At 54.3% G+C, this 13,688-nt stretch carries 18 protein-coding genes; 11 read left to right on the top strand and 7 right to left on the bottom strand.

Annotated elements, in window-relative coordinates; genetic code table 11:
* Positions 1-6: 6 nt before the first annotated feature.
* From flgD to flgB, 3 genes are read right to left on the bottom strand one after another with little or no spacing between them, the layout of a single operon-like run.
* On the bottom strand, positions 7-678 hold the full coding sequence (gene flgD, locus AC6I8X_RS07730) for a flagellar hook assembly protein FlgD (protein ID WP_299445753.1): 672 nt from the start codon (positions 676-678) through the stop codon (positions 7-9).
* A 12-nt stretch (positions 679-690) separates the two neighbouring features.
* Positions 691-1,095 carry a flagellar basal body rod protein FlgC gene (gene flgC / locus AC6I8X_RS07725; RefSeq protein ID WP_208714629.1) on the bottom strand — a complete coding sequence of 135 codons (405 nt, stop codon included), beginning with the start codon at positions 1,093-1,095 and terminating at the stop codon, positions 691-693.
* Positions 1,096-1,097: 2 nt separating this feature from the next.
* A complete protein-coding gene (gene flgB, locus AC6I8X_RS07720; RefSeq protein WP_299445762.1) occupies positions 1,098-1,511 on the bottom strand; it encodes a flagellar basal body rod protein FlgB in 414 nt (137 codons plus the stop codon).
* A 154-nt stretch (positions 1,512-1,665) separates the two neighbouring features.
* Here flgB and flgA point away from each other — a divergent pair, with 154 nt between their 5' ends.
* From flgA to flgN, 3 genes are all read left to right on the top strand, one after another.
* Positions 1,666-2,325: a flagellar basal body P-ring formation chaperone FlgA gene (gene flgA, locus AC6I8X_RS07715; protein WP_497840835.1), complete on the top strand. Its 660-nt coding sequence runs from the start codon at positions 1,666-1,668 to the stop codon at positions 2,323-2,325.
* Between the two features lie 105 nt (positions 2,326-2,430).
* Entirely contained in the window at positions 2,431-2,736 is a 306-nt protein-coding gene (gene flgM, locus AC6I8X_RS07710) for a flagellar biosynthesis anti-sigma factor FlgM (RefSeq protein WP_299445768.1), read from the top strand.
* 5 nt (positions 2,737-2,741) lie between these two features.
* Complete coding sequence (flgN, locus tag AC6I8X_RS07705) at positions 2,742-3,173, top strand: flagellar export chaperone FlgN (RefSeq protein ID WP_497840834.1); 432 nt, start codon at positions 2,742-2,744, stop codon at positions 3,171-3,173.
* Between the two features lie 83 nt (positions 3,174-3,256).
* On the opposite strand, the gene murJ is transcribed toward flgN, so the two are convergent.
* The 4 genes from murJ to rimJ form a co-directional block, all read right to left on the bottom strand.
* Positions 3,257-4,795, bottom strand: a complete 1,539-nt coding sequence (gene murJ, locus AC6I8X_RS07700; protein WP_313686640.1) for a murein biosynthesis integral membrane protein MurJ — start codon at positions 4,793-4,795, stop codon at positions 3,257-3,259.
* Positions 4,796-4,916: 121 nt separating this feature from the next.
* Complete coding sequence (locus tag AC6I8X_RS07695) at positions 4,917-5,837, bottom strand: Gfo/Idh/MocA family protein (protein ID WP_497840833.1); 921 nt, start codon at positions 5,835-5,837, stop codon at positions 4,917-4,919.
* A 1-nt stretch (position 5,838) separates the two neighbouring features.
* The gene (locus AC6I8X_RS07690; RefSeq protein WP_313686636.1) at positions 5,839-6,477 is read right to left on the bottom strand and encodes a DUF480 domain-containing protein; all 639 of its coding nucleotides are present in this window, start codon (positions 6,475-6,477) and stop codon (positions 5,839-5,841) included.
* A gap of 17 nt (positions 6,478-6,494) precedes the next feature.
* A complete protein-coding gene (gene rimJ / locus AC6I8X_RS07685; protein WP_013508634.1) occupies positions 6,495-7,085 on the bottom strand; it encodes a ribosomal protein S5-alanine N-acetyltransferase in 591 nt (196 codons plus the stop codon).
* A 247-nt stretch (positions 7,086-7,332) separates the two neighbouring features.
* Here rimJ and mdtH point away from each other — a divergent pair, with 247 nt between their 5' ends.
* From mdtH to solA, 8 genes are all read left to right on the top strand, one after another.
* Entirely contained in the window at positions 7,333-8,535 is a 1,203-nt protein-coding gene (gene mdtH / locus AC6I8X_RS07680; RefSeq protein ID WP_299445787.1) for a multidrug efflux MFS transporter MdtH, read from the top strand.
* A gap of 91 nt (positions 8,536-8,626) precedes the next feature.
* On the top strand, positions 8,627-9,274 hold the full coding sequence (grxB, locus tag AC6I8X_RS07675; RefSeq protein WP_299445790.1) for a glutaredoxin 2: 648 nt from the start codon (positions 8,627-8,629) through the stop codon (positions 9,272-9,274).
* 111 nt (positions 9,275-9,385) lie between these two features.
* A complete protein-coding gene (locus AC6I8X_RS07670) occupies positions 9,386-9,949 on the top strand; it encodes a lipoprotein (protein WP_497840832.1) in 564 nt (187 codons plus the stop codon).
* Between the two features lie 136 nt (positions 9,950-10,085).
* Positions 10,086-11,132, top strand: coding sequence for a dihydroorotase (pyrC, locus tag AC6I8X_RS07665; RefSeq protein ID WP_313686629.1), 1,047 nt, complete (start codon positions 10,086-10,088; stop codon positions 11,130-11,132).
* Between the two features lie 68 nt (positions 11,133-11,200).
* Complete coding sequence (gene dinI, locus AC6I8X_RS07660) at positions 11,201-11,446, top strand: DNA damage-inducible protein I (RefSeq protein WP_084873857.1); 246 nt, start codon at positions 11,201-11,203, stop codon at positions 11,444-11,446.
* A gap of 144 nt (positions 11,447-11,590) precedes the next feature.
* Positions 11,591-11,860: a hypothetical protein gene (locus tag AC6I8X_RS07655; protein ID WP_313686626.1), complete on the top strand. Its 270-nt coding sequence runs from the start codon at positions 11,591-11,593 to the stop codon at positions 11,858-11,860.
* A 287-nt stretch (positions 11,861-12,147) separates the two neighbouring features.
* Complete coding sequence (gene bssS, locus AC6I8X_RS07650; protein WP_084873855.1) at positions 12,148-12,402, top strand: biofilm formation regulator BssS; 255 nt, start codon at positions 12,148-12,150, stop codon at positions 12,400-12,402.
* A gap of 104 nt (positions 12,403-12,506) precedes the next feature.
* Positions 12,507-13,622, top strand: a complete 1,116-nt coding sequence (solA, locus tag AC6I8X_RS07645; protein ID WP_497840831.1) for an N-methyl-L-tryptophan oxidase — start codon at positions 12,507-12,509, stop codon at positions 13,620-13,622.
* Positions 13,623-13,688: the final 66 nt, after the last annotated feature.

Raw genomic sequence — 13,688 nt, 5'->3', positions numbered from 1 at the left:
GGTTTATCAGAGGATCTGACGAACATCATCAAGGGTCGCGGTCCCCATGGTGCCGAGGTCCAGTGTTGCGGTGTCATCCGTTGTGCTGACGCCACTGACGTAGGCGTAATTCAGCGGCTGAGCCACCAGTTGGGTGCTACCATTGCTGGCGGCAATGGAAACGGTATATTTGCCGTCCGGTGCCGTAGAGCCATCGGTCAAGGTGCCATCCCATGAGAAGGTGTGAACACCGGATGACAGCGCCCCCAGGTCAATGGTACGTACCGTGGCACCACTTGAATCTTTAATGGTGGCAGTGGTGGCGGTTGAAGCCGTAGTCAGTGACACACCAAACGGCGTGGTTGTCCCGCTGCCCACCAGGATCTGGCTGCCATCCACCATCACACCATGACCAATCAGCGTGGAGCTTTGCAGGTTCTGACTGGTGCTGATCTGCCCGGAGATGGAACCCAGCGTGGTATTGAGTTTTTCAATGCCGCTCAGGGTGTTGATCTGTGCCAGCTGAGTGGTGAGCTGGCTGTTATCCATCGGGTTGGTCGGGTCCTGGTTCTGTAACTGCGTCACCAGCATGGTCAGAAACTGGTTCTGTAAATCCTGCGCACTGTTACCGGTGCTGCTACTGGAGGAGCTGAGGACTGTGGGGTCCAGATTTTCGTTAACGCCTACCGCGATACCCATTGTGTTTCTCCGTTACTGACCCATAGTCAGCGTTTTCATCATCATTGATTTCACGGTGTTCAGAACCTCAACGTTGGCCTGATAGCTACGTGAAGCCGACATGGTGTTCACGGTCTCGGCCACCACGTCCACATTGGGCATCTTGACGTAACCTTTCTGATCGGCCATCGGATTGCCCGGGTCGTACACCAATTTCGCCGGGGAAGGATCGTCCACCACGCCGGCCACTTTCACGCCACCGGTCGCCATACCCTGTGCAGCATCGGTCTGGAATATCACCTGTTTCGCCACGTAAGGCTGACCATCCGGCCCAGTGACGCTGTCGGCGTTGGCCAGGTTACTGGCGCTGACGTTCAGGCGCTGCGATTGCGCCGTCATAGCCGACCCGGCGATATCAAAGATATTTAGCAATGCCATGTTTATTGCCCCTGCAGAACGCTCATCATGCCTTTGATCTGGCTACTGATGAGGGTGAGATCGGTTTGATATTTCAGGCTGTTATCGGCGAACTGCGTACGTTCCCGGTCCATGTCCACGGTGTTGCCATCCGCGGCAGGCTGGTCGGGAATGCGGTACAGCAGGTCCATCGACGGCTGCGCGTTACTCTGGGCTTCAATGTGACGTGCTGATGTCACATTCAGCGCCAGACTGCTGCCCTCAGAGCGACCATTTTCCATCACCTTGCTGAGCTGGCTGGCAAAGTCGATATCCCGGGCCTGGTAGCCTGGGGTATCGGCGTTGGCAATGTTGGATGCCAGGATTTCCTGACGCTCCGCCCGCAGGTTGAGGGCTTCTGTACCAAATCGCAGCGCGGCATCGAGTTTGTCGAGCATGCTTCCTCCGCGAATGAGAATTTCGAGCTGACAGCTTAATTGGGTAAAAGCAAGGGCTATCGTCTGAATAGCGCCAAAAACATTGGCTATTTTTGACATTGAATTTTTCGCGCGAGGAGTAGACTCAGGGCCATCTTCAGTCAGGAGGCGTGTGATGCGCAGATTTCCAACCTTACTGTCCTCACTTTTTCTGGTGCTGGCGCTGCCCGGTCATGCCGCGCAACTTGACGCGCAATTGACGCAATTCTTCAAGGCACGCGATCCGCAGCACGCGGCAGGCATCAATGTGGTCATTCGTACGCCAAAAGAGCAGTGGCCAGTCTGCGATGCGCCGCAGTTCCTGTTGCCCGGCAATAGCCGTCAGTGGGGTAATATGAGCATCGCCACCAATTGCGGACAGAACCGGCGTTATTTACAGGTTCAGGTGCAGGTGACCGGACAATATCTGGTGGCAAATCATCAGTTGGTGCGGGGTACCAGCGTCAGCGCCAGTGATTTCCGTCTGCAATCCGGACGGCTCGATTCCCTGCCGGCACGCACTCTGTTGAGTGCAGCCAGCGTGGCCGATGCTATTGTGATGCGTGACATCACGCCTGGTCAGCCGGTCACCGCCACCATGGTGCGCCTGCCGTGGCGGGTGAAAGCCGGGCAAAATGTGCTGGTCGTTGCCAGTGGTAACGGCTTTGATGCCAGCAGTGAAGGTCAGGCACTGAATAATGCCACCACCGCGCAGATGGTGCGGGTGCGCATGGGAAATGGTCAGGTCATCAGCGGGCGGGTTGGCGAGGATGGGAATATTCTTATATCGCTATAAAGCGCTAAAGAACCCTGTTTTTCTGCCGATAGTGAAAGCAACAATGAAATTACCCTATGCTGACTCAGTTGGCTCATCCCCAACTGACTTTACAGGAGCAAGACCATGAGCATCGACAGAACCCAGCCATTACAACCGGTTAGCACTGTTCAGACCCGTGACAGCAATGACAACAGCAGCAAAGTGCGTCAGAGCAGCACGGCAAGCACCGCCAGCACCAGCGAGAGCGGTTCTCAGGTGAAACTGAGCGCAGCCCAGTCACAACTGATGCAGCCAGGCAGCAGTGATATCAATACCGCTCGCGTTGAGCAGCTGAAAACCGCCATTCGCAATGGCGAACTGAAAATGGATACCGGCAAGATCGCCGACGCGCTGATCGCCGATAATAAGGCGTATTTAGAGGGTAATTAATCCCGATGAACAATCTGTTGACCACCTTAGATAAGATGCAGGAAGTGCTCTCCTCACTGAGCGAAGTGATCAATGAGGAGCAGCAACAGCTGGGTGCCGGTCTGATTAACGGCAACCTGTTGCAGCGCATTACCGAAGATAAGAGTGCGCTGCTCTCGACGCTGAACTATCTGGACGAAATGCGCCGGACGACCGAGCAGAACAGCGGCATCCAGGCACCTTATCGTGGTCATAATGATATGTCTCGCCGCTGGAACAGCATCCAGCAGCATACGCAACGCCTGCGTGATGCCAATACGCACAATGGCTTGCTGTTGCAGCAGCAAATTCGCTTTACTGATGAGGCGTTAACAGTACTCAAACCCCATCAGACCCAGGCATTTTACGGTCCGGACGGATTGGGCAAAGGTCAGGCGACGCTGAGTCGCAAAGGGTAATTGTTTGATACTGCGCGATAAATCGCGCCGCTACACTGCGTGAAATATTTTTAGCGGCGCGATTTATCGCGCAGTTTGATACTTTAAGCTTGGGTACGACGAGCAAAATCACGCGGGCGGAAGCCCAGTACACCCAGCATCACAAAATATGCCCCACCACCGACGGCACATACCGCCGCCAGACGCAACAAACGCCACCACATATGTCCTTCTTCCCAGGCTGGCATCACATACAGCAAGCCCAGCAGTGCCGCTGCCATCGCCAGCACGGCAATCAACAGACGCAGTAAAAAGCTAAACCAGCCCGGCTGTGGGTGGAAAATCTGTTGTTTACGCAGTTGCCAGTACAGCAGCGCCGCATTCAGACAGGCTGCCAGGCCAATCGACAGCGACAGCCCCGCATGCTTCAGTGGACCAATAAACGCGAGGTTCATCAGCTGCGTCATGATCAGCGTGATAATGGCGATCTTCACCGGTGTTTTAATGTCCTGACGGGAATAGAAACCCGGTGCCAGTACTTTGACCACAATCAGGCCCATCAGCCCGACCGAATAGGCCACCAGGGCGCGCTGCGTCATGGCGGCGTCAAAGGCAGTGAATTTACCGTACTGGAATAACGCAATGGTCAGCGGACCCGAGAGGATACCGAGCGCCACGGCACTGGGCAGCGCCAGCAGACAACAAAGACGCAGGCCCCAATCCATCAGACGGGAATATTCATCGTGATTGCCACTGGAAAAACTTTTCGCCAGTGACGGTAGCAGAATGGTACCCAACGCCACCCCTAACACACCGGAAGGAAACTCCATCAGGCGATCGGCGTAGTACATCCAGGAAACCGAACCGGAAACCAGAAATGAAGCGAAAATGGTGTTGATAATCAATGAAATCTGGCTGACTGAGACACCCAGAATCGCCGGTCCCATCTGGCGCATCACACGCCAGACGCCCGCATCGCGCAGATTAACGCGCGGTAGCACCAGCATACCAATTTTCTTCAGGTGCGGCAGTTGATAGAACAACTGCAACACCCCTCCCACCACCACGGCCCACGCCAGCGCCATCACCGGCGGATGGAAGTGCGGCGCGGCAAAGAGCGCAAAACCAATCATGCTGATGTTCAGCAATGTTGGCGCAAAGGCAGGTACGGAGAAACGGTTCCAGGTATTGAGAATCGCCCCGGCCAGCGATGCCAGCGAAATCAGCAGGATATAAGGAAAGGTGACGCGCAGCAGCGAACTGGTTAAGGCAAATTTGTCCGCGGTATCGGCGAAGCCCGGCGCGGTAATCACAATCACCCAGGGCGCGGCAACCATCCCCAGCACCGTGACCAGCGCCAGCACCAGCGTTAATAACCCGGAAACATAAGCCACAAACACGCGTGTGGCTTCATCGCCCTGCTTGCTTTTGTATTCAGCCAGAATAGGCACGAACGCCTGAGAAAAGGCCCCCTCGGCGAAAATACGTCGCAGCAGATTCGGCAGTTTGAAGGCAACAAAGAAGGCGTCAGTCGCCATCCCGGCGCCAAACACCCGCGCCACAATGGCATCGCGGGCAAAGCCCAGCACGCGGGAAAACAGGGTCATTGAACTGACCGCTGCCAGCGATTTCAACAAATTCATAATTGGCGGCGCATCCTGAAAAGTGTCGGATAAATGAGCAACTTAGCGCGGACATCCTCAGATGCCCGGCGATAGTCTACTGCCACGACGGGAAATGACCAGCATTGAGTGTTACAAGGAATTATTCCCGCTCAGCATCGCGCCACAATTTCTCCACCAGCCGCTGCGCCACCAGCGCCTGTTCACCGCTGGTTTCAGGCATCGTCTGATTTTGCACGCACTGAATAAAATGGTGGGCAGCGCCGCTAAATCCACGCTGGGTAAGATGGCTTTGCCACGCGGAAGGTGCCTCCAGACGTAAGCCCGTGCGGTTCTCCTGTTGCCAGTCACGCATTTCGGCGATCTGGATATAATCGCCGTCGCAGACAGCCGTCACCACTTCACGCTGGGTGCCCGCTCGACGATGCATGCTGGTGGTGATTTGTAAGCTCCCGGCAGAGAAGTGATGTTCGGCATACAACATTACGCCCTGCTCATTGGTCTCAATATGACCATGCTGACGTGTCAGCTTGCCACCCGCCAGCCACAGCGCGGTATCAACCACATGCAGATAATCATCCAGCAGGGTAAAACGTAAATCCTGCGGCCCGACGCTGTCAGCGCGGTGTTTCTCAATACGCAGTGACGCTGCACCTGCCATCTGCGCCTGCAACTGCTGATAACGTGGCGCAAAGCGACGATTAAATGCCACCATAAGTTTACGCTTGCGTTTTTCTGCCAGCGCCACCAGCGCTTCCGCCTGTTGCAGGGTTTCTGCCAGCGGCTTATCAACACAGACATCTTTATCCGCCAGCAACAATGCTTTCACCACCTCATAATGCGAAGCGGTGCTGCTATGGACGAACACCGCATCACTGGCCGCGGCCAGCGCATCCAGCGTGGCAAAATAAGGTAGGCGGTAGCTGTCGCAGATGGGCTGTGCTTTGGCCTGATTGGGGGAAAAGGCCCCGGCCAGCTGCCAGCTTTCTGCCTGAGATAACACGGGCAGCCAGGCTTTCTGTGCAATGCCACCCAAACCCACGATCCCGATACGCAACGTCATGTTAATGCTCCTTGTGCAGCAGCTGTTCGAGCTGCGCCTGCAATAGCGCCACGGTCTCTTCCAGTTGCGTAACCCGGGCCTCAAGACCCGGATGGTCTGATTCGCCTGCCGGTTCGGCTGTGTCCACCACGTCCCCGCCAAACAGATGCATATACCGACTTTCGCGCTTACCCGGCTCACGCGCCAGCCGCACCACCATCGGACCATCTTCCCGGCTGAGCAAATTATTCAGGGTCTGTTCAACTTCATTCATATCACTGAATTCATGCAAACGGCCACTGCGGGTGCGCAACTCCCCTGGGGTCTGCGCACCGCGTAAAAACAACAATGTCAGCACCGCCACCTCGGCGCTGCTGAGTTGCAGATTGCCAAAAGCTGAGTTGCAGAATCGTTGTTCATATTTACTGACGCGCTGGCCGAAACCGTTGTTCGAGGTGACCAGATGTTTTTTCACCAGCTCGTCCAGCTGTGACTGAACATCGCTTTCGCTCAGGTTCATCACCGGTTCGCGGTTGGATTTCTGATTGCAGGCAGTCACCACACCGTTGAGTGACAGTGGGTATTGATCCGGGGTGGTCACCTGCTTTTCCAGCAGACAACCGATCACGCGCAGCGCCTGCGCTGATAAAGCCATTTTCATCGCATTGTTCCCTTTTATTATCCGCGGCGATCCGGGGTCCACTCGCGCCAGGTCAACGCTGTCAGAACGTGATCCTGCCAGCGGCCATCGATCAACAGGTAATCTTTGGCATACCCCTCTTTTTCAAAACCCAGTCGCGCCAGCAGATCACCGCTGCGCTGATTATGCGGCATATAGTTAGCCATAATCCGGTGCATATGCTGCTGACGTTGCATATAGCGAATCGCGCTCTGCAATGCTTCAAACATCAGCCCCTGCCCCTGCCACTTTTCACCCAGTGAATAGCCAAGATAACAGGCATGAAACGAACCGCGTAGTACGTTGCTAAAGTTGGCAACACCCCGCACTTCGCGTTCTTCCTGATCCATCAACACAAAATAGAATGCCGAACCTTGCTTATGCATGTCGGCAATCAGTCCCAGACGTGCCTGCCAGCCAGACGGATAGCAATGGCTTTCATCACGTACCGGTTCCCAGGGCTTAAGAAACACGCGGTTTTCCGCGTAGTAATCAGCCAGCCGCCAGGCATCACGCTCATGAACTAAACGGACCACCAAACGATCGGTAGTGAGACGCACGCGCGGCCCAGCAGAACGATAGCCAAACATCTTGACTCCTGAAATCCATGGCTTAAGAAGGAAGTACGCCAGCGGCGTTATATCTCACTATAACCGCCACCCCGCCTGCGGTAAAACCCCGCATCCTGTTCCCGGGAATTCATCCTTAATCAGGATAAATTTTCTTACGGCTTCGATGAAAAAATATCATCCTGATAATCCTGTTTTTCTGCCGTGCAGCGGCGGAAAATAGACCAACTGGTCTCCTTTTTCCTTTCTTACTTGCTCAGGATTTAGCATGTCTCGGGTTGCGCGGGCACGACGCCTCGGTAAAACATTTCTATTAGTGGATAACATGCTGGTGGTGTTGGGATTTTTTGTGGTATTTCCCCTCATTTCCATTCACTTCGTCGAACAGCTCGGCTGGGCTGCGTTGATGGTCGGCATTGCCCTCGGTCTGCGCCAGTTTGTGCAGCAGGGTTTTGGCATCTTTGGTGGCGCCATTGCAGACCGTTTCGGCGCACGTCCCCTGATCGTCACCGGCATGTTAATGCGTGCGGCAGGCTTCGCCTGTATGGCCCTCGCCCACGAGCCCTGGCTACTGTGGCTGGCTTGTTTGTTGTCCGGACTCGGTGGCACGCTGTTCGATCCGCCACGCAGCGCTATGGTAGTGAAACTGGTGCGAGCGCGTGAACGTGGCCGCTTCTTTTCACTGCTGATGATGCAGGACAGCGCGGGCGCGGTGCTGGGCGCGCTGATTGGCAGCTGGTTGCTGGCGTGGGACTTCCGTCTGGTGTGCTGGGTGGGCGCGGCGGTGTTCGTCAGCGCGGCGTTATTCAATGCCATCTGGTTACCGGCCTGGCGTATCTCCACCGAGCGCATTGCCATGCGTGAAGGCATGCAGCGGGTCTGGCAGGACAAACGTTTTCGCCTGTATGTCCTGACGCTGACCGGTTATTACATTCTTGCGGTGCAGGTGATGCTGATGCTGCCGGTAATGGTCAACCAGGTCGCAGGCGCTCCGGCAGCAGTGAAATGGATGTACGCCATCGAAGCGTTGCTGTCACTCAGCCTGCTCTATCCGCTGGCGCGCTGGAGCGAAAAACGTTTCCGTCTCGAAACTCGCCTGATGGCCGGATTGTTGCTGATGACCATCAGCCTGTTACCGGTTGGGCTGACCAGCACCTTACCGTCACTGTTCTTTCTGATCGCCGTGTTCTATCTCGGCTCAATCATCGCGGAACCGGCGCGTGAGACCCTGAGCGCCTCGCTCGCCAGCGCCCGCGCCCGCGGCAGCTATATGGGTTTCAGCCGCCTCGGGCTGGCTTTGGGCGGCCTGATTGGCTATTCCGGCGGTGGCTGGATGTTCGATTTAGGCCAGCAACTGTCGCTGCCGGAATTACCCTGGATGCTGCTCAGTACCGTGGGTGGCGTGACGCTGCTGGCCCTGTGGTGGCAATTCCAGCCACGCGCCGTGGCTCCAGCGCTGTACAGCAGCTGATTTGCCCCTGCCGCCTTTCTCTCCCATACTTCCCGCACGCCGATAGAAAAAGGGTGACGTCAGTCACCCTGATAATCACAGGAGAAACGGGATGAAACTCTACATCTACGATCACTGCCCCTTCTGCGTCAAAGCACGCATGATTTTTGGGCTGAAAAATCTGCCAGTCGAACTGGTGGTGATGCTCAATGACGACGAGAACACACCGAAAAAACTGATTGGTCAGAAGATGGCCCCCATCCTGCAAAAAGCCGATGGCAGTGCGATGCCGGAAAGCCTGGATATTGTTCGTCTGGTGGATAAGCAGGACGGTGAACCCTTGCTGAATGGCAAAGCCAATCCGGCCATCAGCGAATGGTTGCGTCGCGTCAATGGTTACGTCAACAAGCTGCTGCTACCCCGTATCGCTGACGCGGCTTTCGCTGAGTTCGCGACACCGGCTGCACGCCACTATTTCCGCGAGAAAAAACAAGCCAACATTGGCGACTTCAGCGAGCTGCGTAAACATGCCCCCGGGCTGATAAAAAACATCAGTGACGATTTGCGTCAGCTGGATAAGTTAATCGTTAAACCGAATGCGGTGAACGGCGAACTTTCGGAAGATGATATCCATCTGTTTCCGCTGTTACGTTCCTTAACGCTGGTTGCGGGTATTGAATGGCCCAGCCGCGTGGCCGATTATCGCGACAACATGGCGAAGCAAACCCAGGTTAACCTGCTCTCTTCTATCGCCGCCTGACTTCTGACAATGAGAGGCGCGCAGGCGCTTCTCATCTCTCTCCTGGTGACACCTGCCCCTGATTCAGGCACGCTATGCCACGTTTGGCGTATCGTTCAGGATGAGGAAAGTATGAAGAAGGCGTTTTCCGGGCTACTGGCCCTGCTGTTTGTCGTGCTGCTGACCGGCTGTAATCAATTAACGCAGTACACCATCAGCGAGCAGGAAGTGAATCAGGCGCTGCAAAAGCACAATAACTTCGAGAAAGATGTGGGTGTATCCGGTCTGCTGAATGCACATATTGTGCTGAGCGATTTAAGCAGCCAGATTGGCCGTGAAGAACCCGGTAAAATCACCCTGACAGGCAAAGCCACGATTAATGTCAGTTCTTTATTTGGCCCACAGCAGGCCGAAATGCAGCTCAAAATGAAGGCGCAGCCGGTGTTCAACCCACAACAGGGCGCGATTTACCTGCATGACCTGGAAATTGTTGATGCCCAGGTGCAGCCGGAAAAAATGGCGTCGATCATGAAAACGCTGACGCCCTATCTGAATGAGTCGCTGAAGCGTTACTTCAATGAAAAACCCGCTTATGTGCTGAGCGAAGATCGCAGCAAAGGCGAAGCGCTGGCGAAGAAATTCGCGAAAGGTCTGGAAGTTAAACCCGGCCAGTTGGTGATCCCTTTTACTGACTAATCCCCACCACCGCGCCTGCCAGGGCGCGGTTTTGCTTCTGGTGCATAAAATCCCGTGCAAACGGTTGCCCAAATCCTTATGCTTACTCCCCGGCCTAAACGTGCCTTTCGTTTTCTACTCAGCCGGAGCCTTTTGAATGACAGCCCAACCCCAGCAAATCACGATTCGCCGCCCTGACGACTGGCATATTCATCTGCGCGATGGCGCGATGCTACAAGCCGTGTTGCCTTATACCAGTGCGGTAAACGGTCGTGCCATTGTCATGCCAAACCTGGTTCCGCCGGTGACCAGCGTCGATGCTGCCGTGGCCTATCGCGATCGTATCCTTGCGGCCTTACCCGCCGGGCATACCTTTACACCGCTGATGACCTGCTATCTTACCGACTCTCTCGATCCGGATGCGATCGAACAGGGCTTCCGTGCTGGCGTCTTCACCGCCGCAAAACTTTATCCCGCCCACGCAACCACCAACTCCAGCCATGGCGTAACCAATATTGCCTCTATCGCTCGCGTGCTGGAGCGGATGCAGCAGATCGGTATGCCGATGCTGGTACACGGTGAAGTGACGGATGCGCACATCGATATTTTTGACCGTGAAGCGCGTTTTATTGAAACGGTACTGGAGCCGCTGCGCCAGCAGTTCCCGGGCCTGAAAGTAGTGATGGAACACATCACCACCAAAGAAGCGGCGGAATATCTGGCGGCGGGCAATGAACTGCTCGGCGCTACCATTACGCCACAGCATCTGATGTTTAACCGCAACCATATGCTGGTCGGCGGCGTACGTCCGCATCTGTATTGCCTGCCAATCCTGAAACGTAATATCCACCAGGAAGCGTTACGTAAACTGGTCGCCAGCGGCAATCGTCGTGTATTCCTCGGCACCGATACCGCCCCACACTTGCGTCATCTGAAAGAGGCCAGCTGTGGTTGTGCCGGAGTGTTTAATGCCCCGACCTCTCTGCCCGCTTACGCCACCGTGTTTGAGGAACTGGATGCGCTGCAACATTTCGAAGCGTTCTGTTCCGAGAATGGCCCGAACTTCTATGGCCTGCCGCTGAATGAAGGGACACTGACGCTGGTGCGTGAACCCTGGACGGTCGAACAAAGTGTGAATGTCGCTGACGATACTCTGGTGCCTTTCCTGGCCGGAGAGACGCTGAACTGGCGCGTAACCGCCTGATGTGATGATGCTTGCCTTCGGAATAAATATACTGTACAAATAGCCAGTATATTATTCCGGAGGTGTTTATGCGTGTTGAAATTACCGTAGCAAAAACTCAACCCCTTCCTGCTGGCGCCCTGGATGCGCTGAGCGCCGAACTGACCCGCCGTATCAGCCGGGATTTTCCCGATGACGAACATCATGTCAAAATCCGTTACGCCAGCGGCAATCAGCTCAGCGTATTTGGCGGCTGCAAAGAAAATCGCGAACGTATCAGTGATATTTTGCAGGAAACCTGGGAAAGCGCTGACGACTGGTTTATTACCGATTAACCGCCACTGCGCAGTTTTGCCGGGTTTCGCCACCCGGCTTTTTTGTTTTTATTTCTCCCTCGCCAGACAAAGTCGCTGCATCTAAAATCATCATTAACGCCCCCTATTCTTGCACCCGCCAGGCTAACAGGAGATGTTTTACCCATGACTCACGATAAACCGGAAGAGGCAATGACATTTGGCGAATTGCTGGCGTTAATTGCTGAACAGCAACGCCGCTTAACTGTGCTGGAAAATGCCTTTGCTAACCTGACGTTCTGTCTTGATGAACGTGCCAGCCAGTTACTGGTACACAATCTTTTACTTGAAGCGCAAAACCAGAACCACGACACGCAGTTACAGCAGCAATTTACCCATCTGGCCGAAGAAATTAAGAAATGCAGCGGTGCAAAACCGGATGATTTACAGGGTTAAAATCAGCGCTTAATCGGTTCCAGAGTTCTCCTAAAGTCAGGTAACTTTGCTGCCGATAACCTGATTAGTGCGATTTTACATGCGCAGCTTCAAATGCCCACGCACGCGGGCGATTTATTATTTTTTAAAAGCGTATTTTAAAAGCATTTATTTTTGCGCAGATTTTGAGCACCACACTTTTTAACTATTGTACCGTTCGTTTCATGTTATAATTATCCCGCTAGTGCAAGAACAGCCGCATTGAACCTCAAGAAGCACTTCGTTTAACGAGTAAAAAGGAGGTTATAATGGACAGAAATAAAGACGTCATCCAGACTCATCCATTAGTCGGATGGGACATTAGCACTGTAGACAGTTATGACGCCATGATGATCCGCCTGCACTCGCTATCATCGCAGGATCAGAAAGAAGAAGACGCAGATGTTGGTCCTACCTACTGGCTAACCACCGATGTGGCGAGACAGTTTATCTCCATACTCGAAGCTGGCATTGCAAAGATAGAGTCCACAGAGCAATACCAACGCGATAACCAAAAGCATTAATTTCTTCAATCGCGTGAAAGGGCACCCCAAAGGGTGCCTTTTTCATGGGCGCTATCTTTTGCTATGCTGCTGAAAAAATTCACCGTTTTCAGGAGTGATGTCGTATGGTTTATGATCTGATTGTGGTTGGCAGTGGTTCCGTTGGCGCGGCTGCCGGGTTCTATGCAACCCAGGCGGGCTTATCGGTATTAATGATTGATAGCGCTCACCCACCGCATACTCAGGGCACCCATCACGGTGAAACACGTTTGATCCGTCACGCCTATGGTGAAGGTGAACGCTATGTCCCGCTGGTGCTACGTGCCCAGGCATTATGGGACGAACTGGAACGCCAGAGTGGTGAACGCATCATGCACCGCAGTGGCATTCTCAATCTTGCTCCGATCTCATCCACCTTTATTCAGAATGTCATCGACAGCGCCCGCGCCTGGAAGCTGGATGTGCAAATCCTGCAGGCAGATGAGGTGCGCAAACGCTGGCCACAGTTCACCGTGCCAGAGGGTTATATTGGCGTATTTGAACCCCATTCCGGTTTTCTTAAATGTGAACAGGCGGTACGTAGCTGGGTACAGCTGGCAGAACAGGCAGGTTGCGCCCAGCTGTTTAACTGTGCGGTGACACAAATCGGCCGGGATGGCGACCTGCAACAGGTCACCACCAGCGAGGGAGAGTTTCGGGCACGCAAACTGCTGATCAGCGCCGGTACCTGGGTCAGCCATCTGGTGGCGGATTTGCCCGTTACGCCCGTGCGCAAAGTGTTTGCCTGGTATCAGGCTGACGGTCGTTACAGTGAGAACAACCAATTTCCTGGCTTTACCGTGGAGATGAATGACGGCAGCCATTTCTACGGTTTCCCGGCAGACAATAACGCACTCAAGGTAGGACGTCATGATGGTGGTCAAATCATGCAGACGCCTGCCGATCGTAAACCTTTTGGTAGCGTCGCCGCCGATGGCAGTGAAGCTTTCAGCTTTTTACGTCATTTCCTGCCGGGTATCGGCGTCTGTTTACATGGCGAAGCCTGTAGCTACGACAATACACCTGACGAAGACTTCATCATTGATACCCTGCCTGATGAACCCAACCGTTTAATCATTACCGGTTTAAGCGGACACGGTTTTAAATTTGCCAGCGTGTTGGGTGAACTGGCCAGTGAATTTGCCCAGGACAAACCCTTTTCCTTTGATATTACTCCCTTCTCCCTGGCGCGTTTTTCCTGACTGACCGAGGCCGCCACAGCCACAGTGACGGCCTGACTGACATCCGCAGACATAAGCTGACAAAAG

The sequence above is a fragment of the Pantoea sp. X-Soil-TKNS-1280 genome (genome assembly GCF_059730475.1).
This window is presented reverse-complemented; position numbering and strand designations above follow the sequence as displayed.

Bases quoted from the DNA above. Each gene is read 5' to 3' on its own strand.
- flgD (WP_299445753.1), bottom strand. From the start codon at position 678: ATGGGTATCGCGGTAGGCGTTAACGAAAATCTGGACCCCACAGTCCTC.
- flgC (WP_208714629.1), bottom strand. From the start codon at position 1,095: ATGGCATTGCTAAATATCTTTGATATCGCCGGGTCGGCTATGACGGCG.
- flgB (WP_299445762.1), bottom strand. From the start codon at position 1,511: ATGCTCGACAAACTCGATGCCGCGCTGCGATTTGGTACAGAAGCCCTC.
- flgA (WP_497840835.1), top strand. From the start codon at position 1,666: ATGCGCAGATTTCCAACCTTACTGTCCTCACTTTTTCTGGTGCTGGCG.
- flgM (WP_299445768.1), top strand. From the start codon at position 2,431: ATGAGCATCGACAGAACCCAGCCATTACAACCGGTTAGCACTGTTCAG.
- flgN (WP_497840834.1), top strand. From the start codon at position 2,742: ATGAACAATCTGTTGACCACCTTAGATAAGATGCAGGAAGTGCTCTCC.
- murJ (WP_313686640.1), bottom strand. From the start codon at position 4,795: ATGAATTTGTTGAAATCGCTGGCAGCGGTCAGTTCAATGACCCTGTTT.
- AC6I8X_RS07695 (WP_497840833.1), bottom strand. From the start codon at position 5,837: ATGACGTTGCGTATCGGGATCGTGGGTTTGGGTGGCATTGCACAGAAA.
- AC6I8X_RS07690 (WP_313686636.1), bottom strand. From the start codon at position 6,477: ATGAAAATGGCTTTATCAGCGCAGGCGCTGCGCGTGATCGGTTGTCTG.
- rimJ (WP_013508634.1), bottom strand. From the start codon at position 7,085: ATGTTTGGCTATCGTTCTGCTGGGCCGCGCGTGCGTCTCACTACCGAT.
- mdtH (WP_299445787.1), top strand. From the start codon at position 7,333: ATGTCTCGGGTTGCGCGGGCACGACGCCTCGGTAAAACATTTCTATTA.
- grxB (WP_299445790.1), top strand. From the start codon at position 8,627: ATGAAACTCTACATCTACGATCACTGCCCCTTCTGCGTCAAAGCACGC.
- AC6I8X_RS07670 (WP_497840832.1), top strand. From the start codon at position 9,386: ATGAAGAAGGCGTTTTCCGGGCTACTGGCCCTGCTGTTTGTCGTGCTG.
- pyrC (WP_313686629.1), top strand. From the start codon at position 10,086: ATGACAGCCCAACCCCAGCAAATCACGATTCGCCGCCCTGACGACTGG.
- dinI (WP_084873857.1), top strand. From the start codon at position 11,201: ATGCGTGTTGAAATTACCGTAGCAAAAACTCAACCCCTTCCTGCTGGC.
- AC6I8X_RS07655 (WP_313686626.1), top strand. From the start codon at position 11,591: ATGACTCACGATAAACCGGAAGAGGCAATGACATTTGGCGAATTGCTG.
- bssS (WP_084873855.1), top strand. From the start codon at position 12,148: ATGGACAGAAATAAAGACGTCATCCAGACTCATCCATTAGTCGGATGG.
- solA (WP_497840831.1), top strand. From the start codon at position 12,507: ATGGTTTATGATCTGATTGTGGTTGGCAGTGGTTCCGTTGGCGCGGCT.